Genomic DNA, 20,202 nt, shown 5'->3' on the forward strand with positions numbered 1-20,202 from the left:
CCGCAACTTTAGAGTTCATGCGAACGGTCACACGGATGTGACCATTACAGGCCCCGGCACTTGTGTCGGGGCCTGTTCTATTCATGGGTCACACAAAGCAAATGTAGGAGTGAGCCTGCTCGCGATAGCGGTCTGTCAGTTGACTAGTCTCGACTGACAAACTGCGATCGCGAGCAGGCTCACTCCTACAGGGATGATGTGTTGATCAGTTACCGCGTTTGCTGGTGATCTGCCGCAGGCGATTGCCTTCAAAGCGCAGGTACTGGTACATGCCGTTGTTCGGCCCGTAGGTCCATTCCTCGACCTGAAACTCTTCGCGGCGATTGGCACTGCGCTTGTAGCCGAGCACATCGCGACTGACCGGCTCACCACATTTTTGCAGCACTTCGCTGGCGCGGTCGCCGAGGCTGATCAATTGGCTGCCGCAGCGCAAAGTGTCCGAAGCTGACGCGTGGACAGCAACACACATCAGAGCGATCACCGCCAGCCAGTTACGCATGATCATTCGGCATCCAGATGCATTTGCGTTACCACGCGGCCATCGCTTTCGGCTTCGCCGAGGTTGGCGTCGATGAAGTACACCCGGTCATCCTCGAGCTTGCCCTTGTCGACCAGGTAATCCTTGATGGTGCTGGCGCGATCCTGGCCCAACTGTCGCAGCAGCACGTCGCTGCCACTCCAGAACGCGATCACGCCCTGGCGCATTTTCGCCGTGCGTTCTTCCTTGCCCAGATCCTTCCATTCTGCTGGCGGCTGGGTTTTCAGGCGGGTGCGGTAGATGCCTTCGAGCAACGCGCCTTTCTCGCTTTCCGGCACCTGCAGCAGCGAGGCCTGGGCCGGGACTTTATCGCCACGGCGCTGGAGCATCTTGTAGTAGTTGTACTGGTATTCGCGTTCCAGACGCTGCTCGGCGAGCAACGGCCCGTCGCTGCTTTTCGCGGCAGTGCCTTCGATTTCCAGGCGCAGCGCCGGACGCTCCTTGAGCGCTTGCGACAGTTTCACCAGCGCCGCTTCGGCGTCTTTGCTCAAGTCGCTGGAGCCCGGCGCGAAGGATACGGTGCCGAGGTCTTCGGAGCCGCCACCACTGACCAGCCCACCGATCATCTTGAACGGCGCGGCGGCGGCTTTGACGATGAGGTTGCGCAGGGTCTGCCAGACGATCGGCATCACGCTGAACTGCGGATTGTTCAGGTCGCCGGTCACCGGCAATTCGATGGAGATCTTGCCGTCGACGTCCTTGAGCAGGGCGATCGCCAGTTTCAGCGGCAGACTCACCGCATCGGGGCTGTCGACTTTCTCGCCCAGTTGCAGTTGCTCGACCACGACCTTGTTCTCGGCCTTCAACTGACCCTTGGTGATCAGGTAATGCAGGTCAAGATTCAGCCGGCCCTTGCGGATACGGTACCCGGCGAACTTGCCGGAGTAGGGCGTCAGGGTCGTCAGTTCGACGCGTTTGAAACTGGTGGCGATGTCGAGGCTGGCCATCGGGTCGAACGGATTGACCGCACCCTTGATCGTCACCGGCGCATAACGGTCGACCTTGCCTTTGATGTCGACGCTGGCCGGTTTTGCCTGACGACTGTCGATGGTGCCGATCTGGCCGTTGAGCTGCTGCACGGCGGTAGCGAAATTCGGGGTCAGGCTGAAGTCGGCGAAGTTGGCCGAGCCGTCGTTGATCGCAATCGCGCCAATGTGAATGCCCAGCGGTTTGTCCTTGCTGGCCGGTTTGCTTCCGGCCGGTTTTGCACCGCTGTCCGCCGGTTGCGGAATCAGCAAGTCGTCGACGTTGGTGGTGCGGTCGTCGTTGATCATGAAGCGCACATACGGCTGCAACAGGTTGACCTTGTCGATCGACAGGCTGTCGCCGTGCTGATAGTTGATGCCGTCGACTACCACTTGCTGCCATTTCAGGAAGTCGCGGGTCTTGAGCGTATCGAGGGTGTGCAACTGATCGATCTGTGCGCGGCCGGTGACGCTGAGGGCCAGCGGTTCGGTGCTTTTCAGGTCGACCTTGAGATCACTGCCAAGCATGCCGCTGCGCAGTTCCAGACGAATGAACGGGTTGATGTAGGATTGCGCGACCCGCAGGTCGACATCCTGGGTTTTCACGTTGAGCTGCGCATTCACCGGGGCCAGATTGACCGTACCGTCGGCGCTGATCCTGCCTTGCTTGCCCAGGCCGCTGTCGAGCCTGAGCTTGAAAGGCGAGCCGTTGAGGCTGTCGAAATCCTGCAGGTCGACGTTCAGTGGGGTGATGTCCAGCGCCACCGCCGGCTGTGCTGAACGGTCGGCGAGATGGACCGTGTAGTTGCGCAGTTGCACATCCTTGACCAGCACCTGCCATGGCTTGCTCGGTGCAGTCGATTCAGCCTTCGGCGAGTCGGCGGCCGCTGGTGCATCAGCCGGTTCGGCAGCGGCTTTGGCAGCCGGTTTCGACGGTTGGCTGGCGAACAGTTTCTGCCAGTCCAGTTGGCCATCGGCTTCCAGCGCCGCCCAGGTTTCCAGCTTGTTGCTGCGGATCTTGCCGACCACCACTTGCTGCTTGGCCAGGTCCAGCGAGGTTTCGCTGACGTCGAGACGTTCGAGCCTGGCCAGTGGGCGTCCATCCGGGGCCTTGATGGCGAACGGCGCGATGCTCACCGCGACGTTGTTCAGCAGCAGTTCGGTTTGTTTCGACAGGTTGAGTTTGTAGTCGGTGCTGAGGCTGACTACGCCGTTTTCCAGTACCAGCGGCACGGCGTCGCGGACGTAGGGCCAGAAGGATTTCATCTGGCCATCGGTGACTTTCAGGGTGCCTTCGGAGGTGAACGGGATCAGGCTGAAGTTGCCCGTCCAGTCGATCCGCCCGCCAGCGGGGCCGATCGCGATAAGGGTCATGTCGGCGCTGTCTTCGGGCAGGGTGCTGAGGTTTTTCAGCTCGAAACTGAGGTCGTCGTAGAGGAATTCGATCGGCTCGCTGGGGCGTGCGTCCTCGAAATGCACGACGCCGCCGGCCAGTTTGATGTTGTCGATGCGCAGCGGAAATGGCTTGGCGTCGGGATCGGCGGGTGTCGGCTCACTCGGCGGCACGTTGAACAGGCCCAGCAGGTTGAGCTTGCCGTCCTTGGCGAAGAGGATTTCGCTCTTGGGTTTGTCCAGTTCGATGTCCGACAGGTGCAGCGCTTTGGTCCACAGGCTGTCGATTTGCAGGTTGGCGTAGAGACGATCAAAGCCGACCTGTTCCTTGCCCGGCTCGCCGATGACCAGGCCCCACAGGGTGACCTCAAGGCTGAACGGGTTGAGTTCGATACGCTGCAAATGCGCTGGCAGCGTCGCGTAGTTCGCCAGTTGCTGGTTGGCCACACGCAAGGCAATGCCCGGCAGGATCAGAAACCCCAGCAGGCTGTAGAGGGCCAGGGCTGTCAGCAGTGCGCCAATCGCGCGAATCAATCCTTTGGGCATGTGCGGCTTCATCTGTCTGAATCGGAGTGCCTTGGAGTATGGCACGCGATTCTGGTTCCGAAGTGCTTGATGTGGGACAGGATTGTTCAGAAATTTCTGTAGGAACAGATCCCCATTGTAGGAGTGAGCCTGCTCGCGATAGCGGAGTGTCAGTCTGCAATTCTGGTAACTGACAGACCGCTATCGCGAGCAGGCTCACTCCTACAACGGGCGCGGCGTCGTCAAAAAGCAATCACAGCTGCAAGATCAGCGTCTTCAATGGTGGCTGCTGATCACGCGAGGGGAAGTCGGCGCCCGGGGTCATCACGCTCCATTCACGCACTGGGCGGCCGGCTTTTTCGGCGCAGCGCAGCACTTGTTCGCGCCAGTCGTCCATGCTGACTTTCGCCAGGTTGTTGCAGCAGATCAGCACGCCGTCATCGGCGGTAGTAAGCAGCGCGGGTTTGAGCAGGCTTTGATAATCGCGCAGCAGGTCGACGGTGCCGAATGCGCTTTTCGCCCACGCCGGCGGGTCGAGCAGCACCAGATCGTATTGGCGCTGTTCGAGGCGCTGATAGCTCGGCAACTTCTGCCCGCGCCGCTGGCTGATCGGCAGGCCAGCAAGCTGACGGATCGCCGGGAAGTAATCGGACTGAATGAATTGCATCTCCGGCAGTTGCGGGTTGAGCAAACCGTTCTCGCGACCGACCGCCAGATTGCCCTCGGCGAAATCGAGGTTGCACACCTCGAGCGCACCGCCGGCCGCAGCACTGAGGCCAACGCCACAGGTATAGGCGAACAGGTTGAGCACGCTTTTGCCTTGCGCGTGATCCTTGACCCAACCGCGCGTATTGCGCAGGTCGAGGAACAGCAGCGGGTCCTGCCCGGCATGACGCCCGCGCACGCGGTAGTTCAGGCCCCATTCATGGCCGACCAGATCGGCCAGTGCGGCGTCATCGGCTTTATAGACACTGTCCTCGCGATCAATCCGCGAATTGCCACGGGAGCGGTCGTTGTAGACCAGCAGGGTGTCGAAGCCCAGCGTCTGGTTGACCATGGCGTGCAGTTGCAGCAGGTCGTCACGCTCCAGCGTCTGATGAAAACTCTGCACCAGCAGTTGCGGGCCGTAGCGGTCGATGGTCAGGCCGCCGGCGCCTTCCTGGCTGCCATGGAACAGCCGATAGCAATCGGTGCCCTGGCTGTGCAGCACAGCGAGCAGGTCCTGGCGTTGATCGAGGGCGGCGCGCAGCGCCTGATTCAAGGAAGACATGCGGGCGCCTTGCTGAAAAAACGCGAAGCTTAGCAGTCGGGGAGCTTCAAGCGGCAAGTTTCTAGCTGCAAGCTAAAAGCGAAAAGCTGCGCGGACCGCTTTAGCTTGCAGCTTGTAGCTAGAAACTTGCAGCTCTCAAGTATTGAGCCGCTTGTCAACGAGGTCCTGCACCACACTCGGGTCAGCCAGCGTCGAGGTGTCGCCCAGACTGTCGAGCTCGTTGCAGGCAATCTTGCGCAGGATCCGCCGCATGATCTTGCCCGAGCGGGTTTTCGGCAGCGCCGGTGCCCATTGGATCAGGTCCGGTTTGGCGAAGCTGCCGATCTCCTTGCTGACATGCGCCAGCAAGTCTTTCTTCAGCTCTTCGTTGGCCTCGGTGCCGTTCATTGGCGTGACAAACGCGTAGATGCCCTGGCCTTTGACGTCGTGTGGATAACCGACCACCGCAGCCTCGGCGATGCTGTCGTGCAGCACCAGTGCGCTTTCCACCTCGGCGGTACCGATACGGTGGCCGGAAACGTTGATCACGTCGTCGATGCGCCCGGTGATCCAGTAATCGCCATCCTCATCGCGGCGGGCGCCGTCGCCGGTGAAGTAATAGCCGGGGTAGGGCTTGAAGTAGGTGTCGATCATCCGCTGTGGATCGCCGTAGACGCTGCGAATCTGCGCCGGCCAGCTCGATTTGATCGCCAGCACGCCGCTGCCGGCGCCGTGGATTTCCTTGCCGTGTTCATCAAGCAATACCGGCTGCACGCCGAACATCGGTTGCGTCGCGCAGCCGGGTTTGATCCGTTGGGCGCTGACCAGCGGGCTGAGCATGATGCCGCCGGTTTCGGTCTGCCACCAGGTGTCGACGATCGGGCAGCGCTGTTCACCGACAACGTTGAAATACCAGTCCCACGCTTCCGGGTTGATCGGCTCACCGACGCTGCCGAGCAATCTCAGGCTTGCGCGCGAAGTTTCCTTCAACGGCCCGGCGCCTTCGCGCATCAGCGCGCGCAGGGCGGTCGGTGCGGTGTAGAAGATGTTGACCTTGTGTTTGTCGATGACCTGCCAGAAACGCGAACTGCTCGGGTAGCTCGGCACGCCTTCGAACATGAGTGTGGTCGCACCGTTGGCCAGCGGCCCGTAGACGATATAACTGTGGCCGGTGACCCAGCCGACGTCGGCGGTGCACCAGAACACTTCACCGTCGCGGTAATCGAGCACGTACTTGAAGGTCATCGCCGCTTGCAGCAAATAGCCGCCAGTGGTGTGCAGCACGCCTTTGGGTTTACCGGTGCTGCCGGAGGTGTAGAGGATGAACAACGGGTCTTCGGCGTCCATCGGTTCCGGCGGGCAATCGTCGTCGACTTCGCGTATGGCCTGGTGATACCAGAGGTCGCGGCCCTCGAGCCAATCGACCTCGCCCTGAGTGCGCTGAACAACCACAACGGTGCTGACGTTCGGGCAACTTTGCAGGGCTTTGTCGACGTTGTTTTTCAGTGGCACGAAGCGCCCGCCGCGTACGCCTTCATCAGCAGTGATGACGGTGCGGCAGTCGGCGTCGAGGATACGGTCGCGCAGGGAATCCGGCGAGAATCCGCCGAACACCACCGAATGAATCGCGCCGATCCGCGCACAGGCGAGCATGGCGTAGGCGGCTTCGGGGATCATCGGCATGTAGATGCACACCCGATCGCCTTTCTTCACGCCACGGCTTTTCAGCACGTTGGCCAGGCGGCAGACGTGGTGATGGAGTTTCTTGTAAGTGATCTGCGCCGATTCGGCAGGGTCGTCGCCTTCCCAGAGCAGGGCGGTCTGTTCGCCACGTTGTGCGAGGTGACGGTCGATGCAGTTGTAGCTGACGTTGAGCTTGCCGCCGGCGAACCAGGCCGCTTCACCGGTTTTCAGGTCATAGCGCTGAACGGTCTGCCACGGCGTGCTCCAGTCGAGAAAACGCGTGGCCTGCTCGGCCCAGAATGCGCTGGGGTGTTCAATCGACTCGCGGTACAGCCGCCGGTAGTCTTCCTGGCTCAACTGAGCAGCCTGGCGCACGGCATCGGCTTCGGGGAACGTGCTGATATCGAACATGACGGTTCCTTATTCTTGTAGTGCGACAGGAATAAAGATGCGCCGAGCGCTGCGCAGGTTCAAGTCATGCGCCAAAACAACTGTGGGAGCGAGCCTGCTCGCGAAGGCGGAGTATCAGTCAACAAAGGTGTTGAATGAAAAACCGCTTTCGCGAGCAGGCTCGCTCCCACAGGGGAACAGCGTTAGACCGAAGGCCGTTTTTAGCCGCGATGACGCCCGCGGAAGTAGTTGATCAGGCCCTGAGTCGAGGCATCGTCAGCCACGGTCTCGTCGCTGCCGACCAGACGGTTATAGACGCCTTTGCCCAATTCCTTGCCCAGCTCCACACCCCACTGGTCGAAGGCATTGATGCCCCAGACCACGCTTTGCACGAACACTTTGTGCTCATACATGGCAACCAGTGCGCCGAGGCGGCGCGGGCTGATGCGTTCGACCACCAGGGTGTTGCTCGGACGGTTGCCCGGGATCACCTTGTGTGGCGCCAGTTTGTGCACTTCGTCTTCGCTCATGCCTTTGTCGCGCAGTTCGGCTTCGGCTTCCGGCAACGTCTTGCCGAGCATCAGCGCCTGGCTCTGCGACAGGCAGTTGGCGTACAGCCACTGGTGATGGTCGGAAACCGGGTTGAAGCTGACGATCGGCACAATGAAGTCGGCCGGGATCAATTGGGTGCCCTGATGCAGCAACTGGTGGTAAGCATGCTGGCCGTTGCAGCCGACGCCGCCCCAGATCACCGGGCCGGTATCGGTCGACACCGAGGTGCCGTCCTGGCGCACGCTCTTGCCGTTGGACTCCATGTCCAACTGTTGCAGGTGCTTGGTGATATTGCGCAGGTAGTGGTCGTACGGCAGGATCGCGTGGCTTTGCGCGCCCCAGAAGTTGCCGTACCACACGCCGAGCAGAGCCAGCAGCACCGGCATGTTCTGTTCGAACGGCGCGGTCTGGAAATGCTGGTCCATGGTGTAGGCACCGGACAGCAGTTCCTTGAAGTTGGACATGCCGATGGCCAGGGCGATCGGCAAACCGATGGCCGACCACAGCGAGTAACGACCGCCGACCCAGTCCCACATCGGGAAGATGTTTTCTTCGCGGATACCGAAGGCCACGGCCGCGGCGTTGTTGCTCGATACGGCGATGAAGTGGCGATACAGCTCGGCTTCGGAGCCGCCCTGCGCCAGGTACCAGGCGCGTGCAGCCTGAGCATTCTTCAGGGTTTCGAGGGTGTTGAAGGACTTTGACGACACGATGAACAGCGTGGTCTCGGCGCGCAGTTTCTGCGTCAGCTCGTGAAATTCACTGCCGTCGATGTTCGCCAGATAATGGCAACGCACACCTTTCTGCGCGTAGGACAGCAGCGCTTCGGACACCAGTTCAGGGCCGAGGAACGAACCACCGATGCCGATGTTGACCACGTCGGTGATCGGCTTTTCGGTGTAACCGCGCCACAGGCCGTCGTGGATTCGCCCGACCAGATCAGTGATCTGGTTCAGCACCTTGTGCACTTCCGGCATCACGTTGACACCGTTGACCGACAACTTGTCGCCGACCGGGCGGCGCAGGGCGGTGTGCAGCGCCGGGCGGCCTTCGGAGGCGTTGACGATTTCGCCGTCGAACAGCGCTTGGATCGCGCCCTTCAGATCGACTTCATTGGCCAGACCCACCAGCAGGTTGCGGGTCTCGGCGTTGATCAAATTCTTCGAATAGTCGAGAAACAGGCCGCAGCTGCTGAGGGTGAATTGATTGAAACGCTGCGGATCGGCGTTGAAGGCTTCGCGCATGCTGAAATCCTGCATGGCTTGGCGGTGATCTTTCAACGCTTGCCAGGCGGGCAGAGCGGTAACGTCGTGAGGAGTGCGGTAGTACGCCATCGCTGCGGTTTTCCTTTTTACTTGAACGGCCTTTTGAACACGGTACAGATCAGCCATGCCCTTTTAGCGCATGGGATCAACTGCGTCGACACGATATCCGGACACAGGGCGAATACAGTAAACCTCGCGCCGCGTTCTGTCTTGACTTTGTCTGACCAGATCCCTGTACTTTTTTAACATCCGAACGGGAATCTGGCCGACAAACGGAGGTGCCCGGCCGAGGGGGAAGGGCCTGAAGCAATCTTTCCAGCGCCAAAAAAACCTGTAGGAGTGAGCCTGCTCGCGATAGCGGTCTGTCAGTCAAAGCGTTGTTGACTGATTTACCGCTATCGCGAGCAGGCTCGCTCCCACAGGGAAATCCGTTGCTGCTTAAATCGGGCTATCGAGATTCAGGTGCAGGTTGTCGATCAACCGTGTCGTACCCAGGAACGCCGCCGCCAGAATCACCAGATCGCGATCCTGCGCCGTCGCCGGACGCAAGGTCAGGCCATGGCGGATTTCCAGATAATCCGGGCGCAGACCGGCCGCTTCCAGCACCTGCAACTGCGCAGCGAGCAGCGCCGGGTAATCACGCTGACCTTGCTTGATCGCTTCGGCAATGTTGCTCAGCACGCGGTACACCACCGGCGCCACGGCGCGCTGCTCTTCACTGAGAAAACCGTTGCGCGACGACAGCGCCAGACCGTCCGCTGCACGCACGGTCGGCTCGCCGATGATCTGGATCGGCATGTTCAGGTCGTGCACCAGCGCGCGGATCACCGCCAGTTGCTGGTAATCCTTCTGGCCGAAAATCGCCAGATCCGGCTGGACCATGTTGAACAGCTTGCTGACCACCGTCGCCACGCCTTCGAAGTGCCCCGGACGGCTGGCACCACACAGGCCTTCGGAGAGTTGCGGCACGCTGACCCGGGTTTGGCCGGCCATGCCGTCGGGGTACATCTCTTCAACCGTTGGCGCGAACAGCAGGTCGCAACCGGCTTCGAGGAGCTTTTGCTGATCGGCGGCGAGGGTGCGCGGGTATTTGTCGAGGTCTTCGCCGGCGCCGAATTGCAGCGGATTGACGAAAACACTCGCGACCACGAAGTCCACTCGCTGAGTGGCTTTAGTGATCAGCGCGACGTGGCCGCTGTGCAGGTTGCCCATGGTCGGCACGAAGCCGATGCGCTTGCCTTCACTGCGCGCGCGGGCGACGGCGGCGCGCAGTTCGCGTACGGTTTTGACGGTGTTCATGCAGAGAATCCGTGTTCGATGCCGGGGAACGTAGTGGCTTTGACTTCGCTGACGTAAGCCTTCAGCGCGGCCTGGATGCTGTCCTGACCTTGCATGAAGTTCTTGACGAATTTGGGTACGCGGCCGGTGATCGACAGGCCAAGCATGTCGTGCAATACCAGCACCTGACCGTCGGTGGCGTTGCCGGCGCCGATGCCGATCACCGGAATGCCCACGGCCTGGCTGATTTCCGCCGCCAGCTCGCTCGGCACGCACTCGAGCAGCAGCATCGACGCACCGGCCTGCTCCAGCGCGATCGCATCGGCCCGCATCTGCCGCGCCTGGTTCTCGTTGCGCCCCTGCACTTTATAGCCACCGAGGATGTTCACCGCCTGCGGGGTCAGGCCCATGTGCGCGCACACCGGCACACCGCGCTCGGCGAGCAGACGGATCGACTCCGCCAGCCACAGCTGACCTTCGACCTTGATCATGTGCGCGCCGGCCTGCATCAGCATGGCGCTGTTGATCATGGTCTGCTCAAGGGTGGCGTTGGCCATGAACGGCAGGTCGGCAAGGATCAGGGCATCGCCGTTGCCACGCTTGACGCTGGCGACATGGTAGGCCATTTCCGCCGTGGTCACTGGCAGGGTGCTGTCATGACCTTGCAGGACCATGCCGAGGGAGTCGCCGACCAGCAGCACTTCGACACCGGCCTCGTTGCAGGCGTGGGCGAAGGTCGCGTCATAGCAGGTCAGCATGGTGATCTTTTCACCTTTCTGCTTGAGGCTCTGGAGCGTGGTCAGGGTGATGGCTGGCATGTAAAAAATCCTCGTTCAGGCGCTCTGGAAACTGCTGCGAGTCACGCGCGTGATTCTTCATCTACTCAGGCGCACGGTCTTGTGTCGTGCTTTAAGAGGCCTGGATTGCGCCCGTTCATGCCGGGTTGGCGGCAGCGGGACGCCTATAGTCGTGATGAGCCAAGCGGAAGTCAATTGCGTGTGTTACCGCATTGTTACGCGGGCGGTGTTACCGGCGTTACTGATGCGATTCAGCGGCGCGGCGGGCCTGAATTGGGGAATTCTTGTCTGACAAAATCCTGGATGTGAAATAAACCAATGTGGGAGCGAGCCTGCTCGCGAAGGCGGCAGATCAGTCAACACAGTGTTGAATGACGCACCGCTTTCGCGAGCAGGCTCGCTCCCACAGGGGATTGCAATCAATCTGTCTGGAGGCGTTCAAGGCCGACGAACGGGCAGGCGGCCAGCAGGTCTGTCAGCGTGCGGCCATCGGCGAGAAGCAGATCCTGCGGCGCCAGTTCAGCGAGGGGATAGAGCACAAAGGCGCGCTCCTGAATCTGGTAATGCGGGACTTTCAGCCGTGGCTCATCGATCAGTCGATCACCGAACAGCAGAATATCCAGATCCAGCGCGCGTGGCCCCCAGCGCTCCAGGCGTTCGCGGCCCTGAGCGTTTTCGATGGCTTGCAAGGCGTTGAGCAGATCGATCGGTGCGAGCGAGCTGTCGAGGGCGGCGACGGCGTTGGTGTAACGCGGCTGGCCCGGCAACAGTGAATCGCTTTGATAAAAGGCCGAAACGCCGGCAAGGCTTGTCTGCGGCAATTGCCCCAGCGCCGCAATGGCGCTGCGCAATTGGTCGGCCGGGTCAGCGAGGTTGCTGCCCAGGCCAATGTAGATGCGTTCCATGGCTTACTCGCCCGTCGCGCTCGAAGCCCCGGCGCGCTTGCGCTTGGAACCGCCGCTGCGGCGACGCTTGCGCGGTGCGCCACTGGCGTCGTCGCCCTTGCCGCTGATGTCGCGGATCATGTCGCGGCGCTCGCTGTCGTTGGCGTCCTGATAATCGGTCCACCATTCGCCGAGGCCGTCGGTCTCCTCACCGGCGCTTTCACGCAGCAGGAGGAAATCGTAACCGGCGCGGAACCGCGGGTTGTCCAGCAACAGATCGGCACGTTTGCCGCTGCGCCGTGGCAGACGTTCCTGCATGTCCCAGATTTCGCGGATTGGCATGGTGAAGCGCTTCGGAATCGCGATGCGCTGGCACTGTTCGGCAATCAGCTCGTGAGCGGCTTCCTGCATCGCCGGAATCGGCGGCATGCCACGTTCCTGCAGACGCAACACGCGCGCCGGCAATGCCGGCCACAACAGGGCGGCAAAAAGGAACGCCGGGGTCACCGGTTTGTTCTGCTTGATGCGCAGGTCGGTGTTGCTCAGCGCTTCGCTGATCAGCGTGTGGGTGTATTCCGGGTTGTATTCCAGCGCCTCGGCGCTGGCCGGGAACAGCGGGGCGAACAGTTGCAGATCGACCAGCATTTCAAAGGTGATCGCGCCGTGGCCGGACAGGAACAGCTTGAGCACTTCTTCAAACAGCCGCGCCGATGGAATCTCGCGCAGCATCGGTGCCAGTTCGCGGATCGGCTGCACGGTGTGCTTCTCGATGCCGAAATTGAGCTTGGCGGCGAAACGCACGGCCCGCAGCATGCGCACCGGATCTTCCTGATAGCGCTGCTTGGGATCGCCGATCAGACGGATCAGGTGATTGCGGATGTCGTGTACACCGTTGGCGTAGTCGAGGATGCGCTCGCTGACCGGATCGTAATACAGGGCGTTGATGGTGAAGTCGCGGCGTTGCGCGTCTTCTTCCAGAGTGCCGTAGACGTTGTCGCGCAGAATCCGCCCGCTCTCGTTGCGCGAAGACTGATTGCTGTCTTCGTCGTCTTCGTTGACCGGGTGGTTGGCGCGGAAGGTCGCGACCTCAATGATTTCGCGACCGAAGTGGATGTGCACCAGTTTGAACCGGCGGCCGATGATCCGCGCATTGCGGAACTCGGCGCGGACCTGCTCGGGGGTGGCGCTGGTGGCGACGTCGAAATCCTTGGGCGTGATGCCCAGCAGCATGTCACGCACGCAACCGCCGACCAGATAAGCCTGGTAACCGGCACCTTGCAGGCGTTCGACGATGTTCACCGCATAGCGGCTGAACTGCGTTTTCTGCAGCGAATGTTGGCCGCTGTTGAGCACTTCAGGGGTGCTGCGGATGTGTTGCGTACGACGCACGGGAGTTCGGAATGACTGGAACAGCTTCTTCAGCATGGGATGCACTGTTTGAAGGAATGTTCGGCCATACCAAAAGAATGACCGCATGATGGGCGCAGATTCTAGCATTTAGTCGGGGGATGGTGTAGGAGACAGCAGATTCGGGCTGAAAGCCGCAAGCTGCAAGGGCCGAGCGAGGAAAATGGGGGGGATTTCACCAAGGGTGAGAAACTACAAGGGGAGCCGAAGCTCCCCAAGAAGTAGTTGCGTGCTCTTTTTATTATTGATTCGGGCTTCTTGTTTTTATTGAGTGCCCTCGCCACGAAGTGTTTCCTTCGTGACCCTCCCAATCGGGAGCCAAGAGCAAACGGATTGCTTTGGTCGCTGAATTGCAGTGATCTTTCGATCCAACCAGTACAGGCTCTGTCTTAGGACAGTTTTTGTTGTTCTCGGCCTGGTCGTGGGGCAAGCCCCAAATACAACGCCTCTCCAAAAGAATCAGTTAGCTGCGCCTCTCGCCGTCTTGTTTTTATTGTGCGTGAGTCGATTCGTCTTATTTTTATTGTCTTGTGCATTGCTTGTTATTGTTCTTGTACCAAACATATAGCAGGGTGCGTGCCAACTTTTGCCAAACCCTGCAAAACAAGGGGTTAGGTCGATATAACCATTTTGCAGGGGCGAAAAAAAGCCGGGGTTTCGTTACCGATAACCCCGGCTTCTGTTACGTGAATCGACTGCGGTAACAGTTTTTTCACATTGTCATGCGTTACCCGCACACGCGGTGGGTAACGCTCAGCTCTCGCTGGCGACCCCGGTCTTGCGCCGTGGAATGCCCAGACGCTGGCGGCGTTCCCACAGACATTTACGGCTGACGCCCAGTTTGCGTGCCAGCTCGGTCTCGGTCATGTGGTCCTGATGCTCGAGGACGAAGTGCTGGAAATAGTCTTCCAGCGACAGATCCTCGGTCGGCTCATGGCTGCTGTTGCTGGCGTTACCGCCGGTTTGCGGCGGCAGACCGATGAACTCGTCGTCTTCCAGATCGCTCAGCTCGATGTCGATGCCAAGCAGGTCGGCCGAGATCTCCGGGCTTTCGCTGAGAATCACCGCGCGCTCGACGGCGTTCTCCAGCTCGCGCACGTTGCCCGGCCAGGAATAGTGCCGGATCGCCTGTTCGGCATCGGCGGCAAATTTCAGGTCGGTGCGATTGATCCGTGCGCTCTGGCGAGCGAGGAAGGCATTGGCGATTTCGTTGACGTCGGCGCCACGCTCGCGTAGCGGCGGCAGCTTCAGGGCAATCACGTGCAGACGGTAATAAAGGTCTTCACGGAACTGGCCGATTTTCGCCAGGCTCTTGAGATCGCGGTGGGTTGCAGCGATCAGGCGCACATCGACTTTCTGCGACTGCACCGAACCGACCCGGCGAATTTCGCCTTCCTGCAAGACCCGCAGCAGGCGAGCCTGGGCTTCCAGTGGCAGTTCGCCGATCTCATCGAGGAACAAGGCACCGCCGTCCGCCGCTTCGACCAGACCGGCGCGACCGGCGCTGGCACCGGTGAATGCGCCTTTCTCGTGCCCGAACAGTTCGGACTCGATCAGGCTTTCCGGAATCGCCGCGCAGTTCACCGAGATCATCGGCGCCTTGGCGCGTTTCGACAGATTGTGCAGGGCGCGGGCCACCAGCTCCTTACCGGTGCCGGACTCGCCCTGGATCAGGACGTTGGAATCGGTTGGCGCGACCTTGCGGATCTTGCTGTAAAGGTCCTGCATCGGGGGGCACGAACCGATGATGCCGATTTCGCCGTTGCTGTTATCCACCGAGGCTTTGCCGTTGCCAGCGGCAGGCTTGCTCGCCGTGGCTTCGCCGGCAGCGGGCGCTGATTGGCGATCACGCAGGATCCGCGCAACCGCCTGGAGCATTTCATCGTGGTCGAACGGTTTGGCGATGTAATCGACCGCGCCCATTTTCATCGAGTCGACCGCCGAGCGCAGGCTGGCGTAACTGGTCATGATCAGCACCGGCGTGCCCTGGCCGAGCTTGATCAGCTCGGTGCCCGGGGCGCCCGGCAGGCGCAGGTCGCTGACGATCAGATCGAACGTAGGAATGGTGAAGCGTTCTTGTGCTTCCTGCACTGATCCGGCTTCGCTGACCTGGTACTGGTTGCGTTCCAGCAGGCGGCGCAAGGCGGAGCGGATAATGGTTTCGTCTTCGACGATCAAAATGTGCGGCATTGATTCGATACTCTCGACGGTCTCAGTTCACAGCGGACGTCGCTTCGACATGACGCGGTAAGGTCACCCGGATACGGGTGCCGCGCTGGCTTTGTACATCAGCCGGGCTGTCGATGGTGATTTGTCCATAATGCTCTTCAACGATGGAATAGACCAGTGCAAGGCCCAGACCGGTGCCTTCACCCGGATCCTTGGTGGTGAAGAAAGGTTCGAACAATCGGTCCATGATGCTCGACGGAATACCACTGCCTTCGTCTTCGACGATCAGATCGACCGTGTGTTCGCCGGCTTCGCTCTTGACCCGTACGGCACTGTGCGGCGGCGAGGCGTCACGGGCGTTCGAGAGCAGATTGATCAGCACCTGGGCAAGCCGTTGCGGGTCGCCTTCGACCCAATGGTCGGGATCGCACAGGTTGTAGAACTGCACTTCGAAATTGCGCCGGTTCAGCGCCAGCAGGCCGATGGCATCCTGCGCGACTTCCGCCAGACACACCGGTTCGTCGCTGTGCTGATGGCTGCCGGCATGGGCGAAGCTCATCAGCGACTGGACGATGCGCGAGACGCGTTTGGTCTGCTCGAGAATCTGCCCGCTGATTTCCGTCAGCTCGCCGTCGTCTTCGCGCTCTTCACGCAGGTTTTGCGCCAGACAGGCAATGCCGGTGATCGGGTTGCCGATTTCGTGAGCCACACCCGCCGCGAGTCGACCGATGCTGGCCAGACGTTCGGAGTGCACCAGTTTGTCTTCGAGCATCTGCGTTTCGGTCAAATCCTCGACGAGTAACACCAGGCCACTGTTGCCCGGTGCCAACGGCTCGTCGATCGCCGCTTTGTGCAGGTTCAGCCAGCGGGTCTGGCCATCGAGGGCCAGATGCTGTTTGTGCAAATGCTCGTCGGGCAGATTGATGAAGCCTTGCAGCAACTCTTTCCACGGGTTGGCGATGGTGCTCAGGCGCGAACCGACCACACGCTGCGCGGCGATGCCGGTCAGCTCTTCCATGGCTTTGTTCCACATCAGGATCTCCTGATCCTTGGCCAGCGAGCAGACGCCCATCGGCAGCTCCTGCAAGGTCTGCCGGTGGTAGCGGCGCAGGGCGTCGAGTTCGGCCGCCAGGCCGGTAAGGCGCGAATGGTAATCCTCCAGGCGGCTTTCGATGAAGTGAATGTCTTCGGTGACGTAGTTTTCGCCGCCGGCCTTATAGGGCAGGAAGGTTTCCACCATGTCCTGCGCGACGCTCGGGCCCATCAGGCCGGACAGGTTGGCCTCGATGCGGTCGCGCAAACGGCGCAAAGCGTAAGGGCGGCGTTCGTCGAAGGGCAGATACAGATCGCGCAGCGCTTGCTCGACTTCTTTCTGCGCCGCCTTGGCACCCAGCGGCTTGGCCAGTTGCGTGGCGAACTCCTGCGGCGAGGCGGCGTGCAGTTCGCGGCGTTGCGGGCGGCGCACGTTGTCCACCGCACAGGCTTCGGCGGCGCTGGCTTCTTCCGGGCTGGCGTTGGTGAACAGCGAAATCAAAGTGAACATCAGCACGTTGGCGGCGAGCGAGGCAATGGCTGCCATGTGCCAACTGGTGTCGTCGAGCACGTAGATCATGTTCAGCAGCGGAATGTAGAAACCCTGCAGATTGCCGACCAGCGGCAGCAGCATGGTCACCACCCAGACCGTGATCCCCGCCAGCAGACCGGCAATGAAGCCGCGGCGGTTGGCGGTCGGCCAGTACAGCACCGAGAGCACCCCAGGCAGAAATTGCAGGGTCGCAACAAAAGCGACGATGCCGAGGTTGGCCAGATCCTGCTCGACGCCCAGCATCAGGTAGAAACCGAAACCGGCCATGATGATCGCCACGATCAGCGCCCGACGGGTCCATTTCAGCCAGCGGTAGATATTGCCCTCGGCCGGCGGTTGATAGAGCGGCAGCACCAGATGATTCAGCGCCATGCCCGACAAGGCCAGGGTGGTGACGATGATCAGGCCACTGGCGGCGGACAGACCACCGACATAGGCAAGCAAGGCCAGCGGTTTGCTGTTGGCGGCAATGCCGATGCCGAGGGTGAAGTATTCCGGGTCGGTGGTGGCGCCCAGTTTCAGGCCGGCCCAGAGAATCAGCGGCACGGCGAGGCTCATCAACAGCAGAAACAGCGGCAGGCCCCAACTGGCACTGACCAGCGAGCGTGGATTGAGGTTCTCGGTAAATGTCATGTGATACATGTGCGGCATCACGATCGCCGAGGCGAAGAACACCAACAGCAGCGTGCGCCACGGGCCTTCCTGCAACGGCGTGTGCAGGGCAGCGAGGGCGGTCTGGTTCTGCAGCAGCCACAGTTCAAGCTGTTGTGGGCCGTCGAACACGCCATACAGCGCATACAGGCCAACGCCGCCGAGGGCGATCAGTTTGATGATCGACTCAAAGGCAATCGCGAACACCAGCCCTTCGTGTTTCTCGCGGGTGGCGATATGCCGGGAACCGAAGAAAATCGTGAACAGAATGATCAGCGCACAGAACGCCAGCGCCACGCGGCTTTGCACGCGTTCGCCGGTGAGAATGCCGATGGAGTCGGCCACTGCCTGAATCTGCAGGGCCAGCAGCGGCAGCACGCCGATCAGCATGAAGATCGTGGTCAGCGCGCCGGCCCAGGTGCTGCGAAAGCGGAAGGCGAACAGGTCGGCCAGCGATGACAGTTGGTAGGTGCGGGTGATTTTCAGGATCGGATAAAGCAGCACCGGCGCCAGCAGAAACGCGCCGGACACGCCGAGATAGCTGGACAGAAAGCCGTAACCGTACTGATAGGCCAGCCCCACCGTGCCATAGAACGCCCAGGCACTGGCGTAAACCCCCAGCGACAGGGTGTAGGTCAGCGGGTGGCGAATGATCGCGCGCGGGATCATGCCCCGTTCGCTGACCCAGGCCACGCCGAACAGTGCCGCGAGGTACGCGGCGCTGATCAGGATCATCTGGGTCAGGCTAAAGCTCATCGGCATCTTTTTGGCTCTGCAGGATGAAGGTCACGACAATCAGGATCAGCCAGAGCAGATAAGGGCGATACCAGGCGCCCGTCGCGTCGATCCACCAATCCATGATGGCGGGGGAGAACAGGTAGATCCCGACGACCAGAAGCAGGACCAAGCGATAGATGTACATCCCGGCCTCTCTTTGTTATGCGCGTGCCCGAAAACGTGCGGCGATGGTAACGGATGGGCGCGCGACTGCAAGTGTCGTCATTGCAGTTGCGCTTCGGGCAGGGTCAGTGTGCGCGGGATCCTGTCGGCATCCCAGTGTGCGCTGCCCCAGACAAGCAGTTCGCGCGGCGACGCGTGGGCCAGCTCAGTGCCAGGGTTCTGCCCCAATGCACGCAAGGCTCGCAGCAGTAACGGCGTGGCTTGATCGGCTTCAAGCGGTGGCGAGCGGTAGGACTTGCCGAGTTTGTTGCCGTCCGGCTGAGTGATCAATGGCAGGTGCAGATAGCGCGGCTGTTTCAGGCCGAGCAGTTCTTGCAGGTACAACTGGCGCGGCGTCGAATCGAGCAGATCGGCGCCGCGCACGATATCGGTGATGCCCTGCCAGGCGTCATCGAGCACCACCGCGAGTTGATAGGCATAGAGACCGTCTCGACGACGGATGACGAAGTCGCCAACGTCGCGGCCCAGATGCTGACGGTATTCGCCCTGTACGCGGTCAATAAAGTGGTATTCCAGCTCCGGCACGCGCAGGCGGATCGCCGCGTCGTGCTGAGCATGCCCGGCGTTGCGACAGAACCCAGGATAAATGCCGTGGTAGGGCTCCAGCTGTTTGCGCGAGCAGGTGCAGGCGTACGCCAGACCGTGATTGAACAGGCTGTCGAGCACCTCGGCGTAGGCCGCGTGCCGATCGCTCTGGCGGACCATTTCGCCGTCCCATTCGAAACCGTAACTTTCCAGCGCCTTGAGAATCGCCGCTTGCGCACCGGGCTCTTCGCGCGGCGGATCGAGATCTTCCATGCGCACCAGCCAGCGCCCACCGACCGAGCGGGCGTCGAGGTAGGACGCCAACGCAGCGACCAGCGAGCCGAAGTGCAGGTGGCCACTGGGGGTGGGGGCGAAGCGGCCGATGTAGGCGGGGGACGTTTTGGCGGTCATGGAAACGAAACTACTTTTCAGGCTATACGCAGGTCAACCTGTAGGAGTGAGCCTGCTCGCGATAGCGGTGTGACATTCAACCAAGATATTGACTGACCCATCGCTATCGCGAGCAGGCTCACTCCTACAAAAAGCAACGGCAGAAGCAAAAGGCACAAACAAAAACGGAGCGTTCGCACGCTCCGTTTTTCGTTCAGGTCGAGATTACTTGCCGACCTGCTTTTCCTTGATTTCCGCCAGGGTCTTGCAGTCGATGCACAGATCGGCGGTCGGACGGGCTTCGAGGCGCTTGACGCCGATCTCGATGCCGCAGGACTCGCACCAGCCGTACTCTTCGTCTTCGATCAGTTGCAGCGTCTTGTCGATTTTCTTGATCAGCTTGCGCTCGCGATCGCGGGCGCGCAGTTCGAGGGCGAACTCTTCTTCCTGGCTGGCACGGTCGGCCGGGTCAGGGAAGTTGGCCGCTTCGTCTTTCATGTGATCAACCGTACGGTCGACTTCCTGCATCAAGTCCAGTTTCCACTTGTTCAGGATCTTGGTGAAGTGCGCGCGCATCGGAGCGCCCATGTACTCTTCACCCGCCTTCGAAACGTAAGGTTCGAAGCCGCTGATCGTCGCTTGCTGCTGTTGCTTTGCTTGGGTGGACATGAAATAGACCGCCTCTACTCTTGTAATCCATTGCGCAGGATTGCTCCATCACCGACACCTGCCGGCCCTGCGGCTGCAAGCGGGCGAACTTACCAGATCAAATCAGCCTGCGCTACTCCCGGATGTCGAGCCCCCGGCGGGTGGCGCTTGCAGATGTTTGGCAAGCCGTGTCTGTGGGAATGGAGACCTGTTCAATCACTGATTTTAGTCAATCCTGGAGCGTACGTTCAGATCGTTACAGTCCAGCGTTCTTGAGGCTGTGACCTTCACGGGTTCTCGCTCGTTCCGGCAGACAGGTAGAATCGTCTCTTTTTTCCTGTCGAAGGCA

Annotated in this window: 14 protein-coding genes; all 14 read right to left on the reverse strand. The window is 60.8% G+C overall.

The window, feature by feature from the left end:
• Positions 1-205: 205 nt before the first annotated feature.
• Positions 206-505, reverse strand: coding sequence for a DUF2845 domain-containing protein (locus QRN33_RS17770; protein WP_123420001.1), 300 nt, complete (start codon positions 503-505; stop codon positions 206-208).
• Entirely contained in the window at positions 502-3,453 is a 2,952-nt protein-coding gene (locus QRN33_RS17775) for a DUF748 domain-containing protein (RefSeq protein WP_285409446.1), read from the reverse strand. Before QRN33_RS17775 ends, QRN33_RS17770 begins: the two co-directional genes overlap by 4 nt.
• A 220-nt stretch (positions 3,454-3,673) precedes the next feature.
• On the reverse strand, positions 3,674-4,690 hold the full coding sequence (locus tag QRN33_RS17780) for a class I SAM-dependent rRNA methyltransferase (RefSeq protein ID WP_252875094.1): 1,017 nt from the start codon (positions 4,688-4,690) through the stop codon (positions 3,674-3,676).
• A 135-nt stretch (positions 4,691-4,825) separates the two neighbouring features.
• Positions 4,826-6,763 carry an acetate--CoA ligase gene (gene acs, locus QRN33_RS17785; protein WP_227973081.1) on the reverse strand — a complete coding sequence of 646 codons (1,938 nt, stop codon included), beginning with the start codon at positions 6,761-6,763 and terminating at the stop codon, positions 4,826-4,828.
• A 200-nt stretch (positions 6,764-6,963) separates the two neighbouring features.
• Positions 6,964-8,628 carry a glucose-6-phosphate isomerase gene (gene pgi / locus QRN33_RS17790; protein WP_042610471.1) on the reverse strand — a complete coding sequence of 555 codons (1,665 nt, stop codon included), beginning with the start codon at positions 8,626-8,628 and terminating at the stop codon, positions 6,964-6,966.
• Positions 8,629-8,997: 369 nt separating this feature from the next.
• Positions 8,998-9,858 (reverse strand): pantoate--beta-alanine ligase, encoded by an 861-nt coding sequence (panC, locus tag QRN33_RS17795; RefSeq protein WP_258639228.1) that lies wholly within the window; start codon positions 9,856-9,858, stop codon positions 8,998-9,000.
• Positions 9,855-10,655, reverse strand: a complete 801-nt coding sequence (gene panB / locus QRN33_RS17800; RefSeq protein ID WP_042610469.1) for a 3-methyl-2-oxobutanoate hydroxymethyltransferase — start codon at positions 10,653-10,655, stop codon at positions 9,855-9,857. Before panB ends, panC begins: the two co-directional genes overlap by 4 nt.
• A 398-nt stretch (positions 10,656-11,053) precedes the next feature.
• Complete coding sequence (folK, locus tag QRN33_RS17805) at positions 11,054-11,539, reverse strand: 2-amino-4-hydroxy-6-hydroxymethyldihydropteridine diphosphokinase (RefSeq protein ID WP_285409447.1); 486 nt, start codon at positions 11,537-11,539, stop codon at positions 11,054-11,056.
• Positions 11,540-11,542: 3 nt separating this feature from the next.
• Positions 11,543-12,943: a polynucleotide adenylyltransferase PcnB gene (locus tag QRN33_RS17810; protein ID WP_285409448.1), complete on the reverse strand. Its 1,401-nt coding sequence runs from the start codon at positions 12,941-12,943 to the stop codon at positions 11,543-11,545.
• 735 nt (positions 12,944-13,678) lie between these two features.
• Positions 13,679-15,115: a sigma-54-dependent transcriptional regulator gene (locus QRN33_RS17815; protein WP_285409449.1), complete on the reverse strand. Its 1,437-nt coding sequence runs from the start codon at positions 15,113-15,115 to the stop codon at positions 13,679-13,681.
• A gap of 22 nt (positions 15,116-15,137) precedes the next feature.
• On the reverse strand, positions 15,138-18,092 hold the full coding sequence (locus tag QRN33_RS17820; RefSeq protein WP_161806084.1) for a sensor histidine kinase: 2,955 nt from the start codon (positions 18,090-18,092) through the stop codon (positions 15,138-15,140).
• Positions 18,076-18,252 (reverse strand): hypothetical protein, encoded by a 177-nt coding sequence (locus QRN33_RS17825; RefSeq protein WP_003176118.1) that lies wholly within the window; start codon positions 18,250-18,252, stop codon positions 18,076-18,078. The genes QRN33_RS17820 and QRN33_RS17825 overlap by 17 nt, the downstream gene beginning before the upstream one ends.
• Before the next feature lie 77 nt (positions 18,253-18,329).
• Complete coding sequence (gene gluQRS, locus QRN33_RS17830) at positions 18,330-19,226, reverse strand: tRNA glutamyl-Q(34) synthetase GluQRS (RefSeq protein WP_064364134.1); 897 nt, start codon at positions 19,224-19,226, stop codon at positions 18,330-18,332.
• A 204-nt stretch (positions 19,227-19,430) separates the two neighbouring features.
• A complete protein-coding gene (dksA, locus tag QRN33_RS17835; protein ID WP_042610464.1) occupies positions 19,431-19,874 on the reverse strand; it encodes an RNA polymerase-binding protein DksA in 444 nt (147 codons plus the stop codon).
• Between the last annotated feature and the right edge of the window lie 328 nt (positions 19,875-20,202).

Source organism: Pseudomonas sp. FR229a, assembly GCF_030209115.1.
Taxonomy (GTDB): domain Bacteria; phylum Pseudomonadota; class Gammaproteobacteria; order Pseudomonadales; family Pseudomonadaceae; genus Aquipseudomonas; species Aquipseudomonas moraviensis_A.